General features: G+C 69.6%; 2 protein-coding genes and 1 pseudogene. 2 read left to right on the top strand and 1 reads right to left on the bottom strand.

The annotated features are described in order from the left end of the window. Positions 1–1,590: pseudogene (locus OXS49_RS32265) on the top strand (hypothetical protein); the annotation flags it as partial. Between the two features lies 1 nt (position 1,591). After that, positions 1,592–4,882, top strand: a complete 3,291-nt coding sequence (locus OXS49_RS32270; RefSeq protein WP_267428608.1) for a hypothetical protein — start codon at positions 1,592–1,594, stop codon at positions 4,880–4,882. Here the strand turns inward: OXS49_RS32270 and OXS49_RS32275 are convergent. Further along, entirely contained in the window at positions 4,763–5,206 is a 444-nt protein-coding gene (locus OXS49_RS32275; protein WP_267428609.1) for a hypothetical protein, read from the bottom strand. The two genes, OXS49_RS32270 and OXS49_RS32275, sit on opposite strands and share 120 nt — an antisense overlap. Positions 5,207–5,740: the final 534 nt, after the last annotated feature.

Raw genomic sequence — 5,740 nt, forward strand, 5'->3', positions numbered from 1 at the left:
ACCCCGCCTCCCGGGTCCGACGATGACGAGGACGGGCCAAACCCGAACCTGCCGGTGGCCCGTGCGGTGCCCATGCCGCCCGCGCGCCCTTCGGAGTTCGGGTCGAGCGCCACCGCGGCCCCGGCCGATGCCGTGCCGACCGGCGCGCCCGCGATGACGGGGCCGGCGTCCTCGGCCAGCAAGCCGAACGGACCGCCGATCAGCGCGTCTGGTGCGCCCGACGGGCCTAGCGGTCTTGACGCATGGCAGGCCCTGGCAAAGACCGGGATCGGCGATACGCTTCTGGCGATGTCGGGGGGCTTTCTGTCTGGTCGCGGCGCCTCGGGCTGGGCGCAGGCGATGCAGGGGGCTCAGCGCGCGTCTGCACAGAACTCGGCCAATCAGCTTGCCCAGGCGGAATATGGGCTGAAGGTCCAGAAGGCTCGACAGGAGCAGGGCGCGATGAGCGCCAACGCTCAGCTGATCCAGCGAGCTTTTCCAGGGCAGTTCACTCCCGAGCAGGCAGTAGGTGGTGCCGGTAACAGCACCTTGGTCTCGGCGGCGATCGCAAAGATGCAAAACCCGAATGCCGGCCGGGATGTCCGCACGGATGCCAGCGGCATCGCTCGCTATGCGGACACGGGGCAGAAGGTCTTCGGAGACGACGAGGCCAAAAGCGAGTTCGTCCAGGCCAGCACGCCTGGCGGCGGCACGCTCCTGTACGACAAGAACGACCCGACCAAGGGACAGGTTCAGTTGATCCCGGGGCAGGGCGTGGCGCCGCTCACGGATCCGACCGCGCGCCTGAAGGCCGGCATCCGTCAGGACGACAATCGGGCGGCATGGCAGAAGCCGGACGGCACGGTCACGTTCGAGCCGCAGGCGCCCTCGACCACGATCAACATGCCGCCGACCGAGATGTCTCGCGACAAGAAGATCGGCGACGCGATCGGCACGGACATCAGCGACTACATCTCGGCCGCGCGTCCGGCCCGGGACAAGCTGGCGGCGCTCAACGTGCTGTCCGACGCCTGGAAGGCTGGCGGCGACAAGATCACCACCGGCCCGGCGGCGGAACGGGTGCTCGGGCTCAAGCAGTTCGCTCGTGGCTCGCTCGGGCTGAACATCGGCGACGACATCGCCCCGTCCGAGCTTATCTCGAAGATCGGAACGCAGCTCGCCACAGCGGATGCCAAGTCGCTCACAGCCCGGCCGACGCAGTTCGACTTCGCCACTTATCTGAAAAATAATCCGGGTCTGACCCTGACCCCAGAGGGCAATGCAGCGCTGATCGATATTAAGCGCCAGCAGGCCCAGCACGAGCTCGACTTGGCGGCGCTCGCCCGGAAGAAGGAAAATTGGGACAATTTCGACGACGTGGTGGCGCAATACGACCGCACGCACCCGATCGTCAGTTCCCTGACCGGCAAGCCGCTCGATGCCGGCAGCGTCCAGTTCCCGGGGCCGGCCTCGCGGCAGTCCGCGCCCGTGACCGGCGCGGCGGTCCCCGGCGGTGCCGTGCAGGCCCTACAGCAGAACCCGAACCTCGCGGCGCAGTTCGAGGCCAAATACGGTCCCGGGTCGGCTGCTCGCTACCTCGGAGGCCGCTGACATGGCGAATTTCTTCGACCAATTCGACCCGGCGCCTCAGGCTGTCGCGCAGGCCCCTGCTGCGCCTCCTCCGGCGCCTGCCGGCGGCAACTTCTTCGACCGCTTCGACGAGCCGGCGGCCCCGCAGCCCGAGCAGCCCTCGGCCTTGTCGCGGGGCATGGCCTACGTGAAGGACGTCGCGCGCTCGGCCGAGAGCGGTGTCGATGCCGGCGTGGCCGGGCTGATCGGGGCGCCGAACGCGCTGGTTGGCCTCGGTGAAGCGGCGACAGGCTGGGCCGCGAAAAAGCTCGGTCACTTCGTGGGCGTGACGCCGAATAGCGAGCGCCCAGGCGGCGACCCGTTGCCCTCGATTGCCAGCGGCTTCCCCTCGGCCGATGCCGTCTCACGCAGCATGGAAGCTGCGACCGGGCCCGCCTACAAGCCGCAGACGACGGCGGGCGAGATCGCACATACCGTGGGCGAGTTCGCACCCAACGCAGCCGTCGGCGGCGGGAGCGCCATGGCTCGTCTCGGACAGGTGGTCGCCCCGGCTCTCATGAGCGAGGGCGCCGGGCGCTACGCTCGCGGGATCGCACCCGACCTTGAGGGCCCGGCTCGTTTCGTTGGCGCGCTGGCGGGCGGCGTCGGCGCCGGGATGGCGAGCGCTCCTCGAGGCGGTGCCGCGGTGCTGGGCGACGCGCTCGACGGGATCAAGCCGGAACAGGTCCAGTCCGCGAAAGCGCTCATGGAGCAGTCCCGCGACCTGCCGGGCGGGGGCATACCGCTGTCGCTCGATGAGGCGTTGAACCAAGTCACTGGCGGGCAGGCGTCGCGTGCCTCTCAGGTCGCCCGGGTGGTAGCGAATTCAGGCGGCGAGGGCCAGCGGATCGCGGGCGAGTTCTATGCCGCACGGCCTGGGCAGGTGGACGCGGCGGGCCGGGCCGCGTTCGATGCTCTCGCCGACAAGCCCATGCCGGGCGCGCTCTCGGGTGCGGTGGACGACGCCTCGCGCCAGGCTGTCGCCGATACCCCGCAGGGCATGGCGCTTACCGAAGCCCGCGCGGCGGCCGGTCCCCGGGTCACGCCGGAACAGGCCGGACAGGTGATCCAACCGGCACTGCGGCGGGCGTTCGACCGCCGGGAAGGCATGCGGGCGGCCCTCGCCGATCAGGATTATGCCGCAGCTCGCGAGGCACCGGAGGGCGTCGGCCTCCCGCGCACGCTCGATGTGGAGCGCCCCGGCGATCCGATCGTGACGCCGCAGGCATATTCCCGCCCGCAGTTCACGGACACGGCCCCTCGACCGCTGGACCCGCCTCCTGGCCGCGGCGATGGCGTTGCTGCGGAGGCTGGGCCCGAAAGCCTCGCACGGTTCGTCGCCCGGAATGGTGGGCTGCGTCTCGATGGCGACGTGGCAGCCACCGACTTGCACAAGTTCACCGTGCCCGGCGTCGGCAACGTCGCGCGCCCGACCGGCAAGGGCATCGACGACTTCTGGCGCGAGCGGTTGATCGAGGAGGGGTATTTTCGACCCGATCCCGACGGTGGCATGGCGCGGGACATCTCGTCTGAACTGCTGCGCAAGCTGCAGAATGAACAGCGTGGGTTTCCATCCTACCCGATCGGATCGGGCCGTCAGGCGGGACCCGCACAGACCGGCGGTCAGATGGCGGACGACTACGCCAACGCCTTGTCGCTCGCGCAGAGCCGATTGGATGGCGATCTGCGTGGCGCCGGTATCGACTCTGGCAACCTGCATCCTGACGTCAGGTCTCGGGCGCTCGGGTCGCTGATGCGCGGCGAGCATCCGGACGGGGCGAGCGCCTATGAGGCTGTCGTGGGCGGCATGCGACCGAACCCGACTCCTCTCAGCCGATCCACGACCGTGCAGGAGACCATCCCGGATGTCCGGTTCGGGCAGGTAGACCCGTCGCCCGTCATCGCTCACGTGGACGAGCAGATGCGGACCGCCAAGGGGCCCGTGCTGCTTGGGCTCCAGCAGGCGCGAAAGACCCTGTTCGAGAACGACGGCCGGACGCCTGACCTGTCGGTTGCCGGTCTGCACGGCGCCCGCGAAGCCATCTCCGACCTGATCGACAAGGCGCCGACTCAGGCACAGCGCGTGCTTCTGGGCGTGAGCGGGCACCTCGACGACGCCTTGCGCTCCGTGCCGCAGTACGAGAGCGCTCGCGCGGGCTTCGAGGCGGCCTCGCGCAACCTCGACCCGTTTGCCTCCGGGTCGGCGCCGGGTCGGATCGTGGCGCAGGACCAGATGAGCGGTCGGTTCACGATGCCGCCCGAACAGGTGCCGGGCGCGATTGCAGAGGGTCCATCCGCGGCGCGGGACTTCGGCATGGTCGCCACACCGGAGGCGCGTCAGGCGTTCCAGGGGCAGCTCACGACCCGACTGCTGGACGCCGCCACGGACGCGGAGACGGGCGCGATCTCGGGCAAGAAGCTGCGGGCCGGGCTCCAGGCCAACGAGGATCTGCTGGCGCAGCACCCGGAGGTGCGCGATCGGCTCAGCGCCATCGCGGTGGCCCGTGACGGCATGGCGGCGGTGGAGCGCTCGCCGCTCGGGCGGATCGCGCAGAAGCCGGACCTGAAGCGCGCGATCGGCACCTTGTTCGAGCGTGAACCCCTGGCCGGCGGCGAGGCCGAGATCGGTGCCACCATGGGGGCGCTCGCCAAGAGCGACCCGCAGGCGGCTCGGCAGCTCGCCCGGATCCACTTGGAGACGACGTTTGACGACGCCACACGGGATCTCCGCGGCCTGCCTGCGCAGTACGGTGGCGCGGGGTTCGCCTCGGCGGTGGCCGGCAACTCGCAGCAGGCCAAGAACCTGCAGGCGGGCATCCGGGCGCTGCCGAACGGCGACACGCTGTGGCAGGGGCTCGACCGGTTCCTGACCACGCTCCGCGCGACCGGTTATCGCCCGCAGAAGGGGTCGGATACGGCGTTCAATGCGCGGATCCAGGAAGAGCTCGCTGGCGGCAAGTCGGTCGGCGGCGCCATCGCCAGCACGGTCGCGAGCGCGGCAGGCGGCGGCGGCGTGGCGGGCTTTGTCGGGGCCGGCGGCGCTGGCCTGCTGGCGGCCAAGAAGTCGGCCGGCGATGCCTTCACGCGCTACCAGATCGGGCGGAACGGGGCGGCTATCGCCCGCATGCTGTTCGACCCGGCGGCCCTCCCGGACCTAAGGGCGCTGGTGAAGTCGCCCCCGGGCAGCCGGAACGCCGACCTGTTTACCCGGCGCCTGCTCGCCCTCGCTGGCGGTGCTACGGCGCCGCGCGAGCCCCGCCGCGCGGTCCCATAGCCGGGTGAGGACGGCTGTGGCGAAGGCGACGAGGATGATGTTCACGATCACGAAGCCGGCAGCATCCTTTGGCCCCATATCGCTGACCATCCCGTATGTCAGCCCGCCGATCGCGACCGCCTGGACCGCGTACAGCCAGAGGAACCGCCAGCGCCACGGCTCGTGCAGGGTCGGCGGCTCCGGTGGCTTGTAGCCCCGCGGGAGCAGCGTGCCGGCCTTGTGGGCCCTCCATTCGCGAACCCACTGCCGGCCCATCCAGGCCAGCGGGGCGAGGGCGATCAGCACAAGGATGGGAGCAAGCCAGAGCGGGCGATCGGGCGTCATGCGGGGCGCCTCCTCGCCGCGGGCAGGCACTCAAGATGGCGGCCCAACGTGAAACTGTCGAGGTGCCCGGCGGTGGCTAGACGGCTCGTAAATGCCGCTCACATGGGTTAGAAGTTATCAAGGTCTTGGCTACAAAACGGCTGAACGCCTGTGTTGAGGAGCCAGACTGTGCACTGGACCGCCGTATTGCTTGCCGCCTACGCCGCCGGCTTCATCGAGTTCTGGCGCCTGTGCGATGCCGCTCCAATCGCCGGGGACGAGGGCAACACCTCGGCCTGACTCAGCTCGGTGCTTTGCAGAGCTGCTACGCTTAAGTCGCGCGGTACCTCGCACAAGTGTCGGCCACTTGGCACCAGATCCGGTCCGGTAGCCAGTACACACGTCTAGCAGCCCTCAGGCCACTGACACTCAAGTCGACCAGGTAGGCAACGATCAACAGGGTGGGACTCGGCGCCTCCTCAGCCTCGGCGTAATCGTACCAGAGCGGGTTATCAGCCTGCATGGTTCTGTCTCCGATCACACGCACGCCTACTT

Origin of the sequence: Methylobacterium sp. GC_Met_2 (assembly GCF_026540795.1) — a bacterium.
Classification (GTDB): domain Bacteria; phylum Pseudomonadota; class Alphaproteobacteria; order Rhizobiales; family Beijerinckiaceae; genus Methylobacterium.

Coding starts and splice junctions, on each gene's coding strand:
- OXS49_RS32270 (WP_267428608.1), top strand. CDS start 1,592: ATGGCGAATTTCTTCGACCAATTCGACCCGGCGCCTCAGGCTGTCGCG.
- OXS49_RS32275 (WP_267428609.1), bottom strand. CDS start 5,206: ATGACGCCCGATCGCCCGCTCTGGCTTGCTCCCATCCTTGTGCTGATC.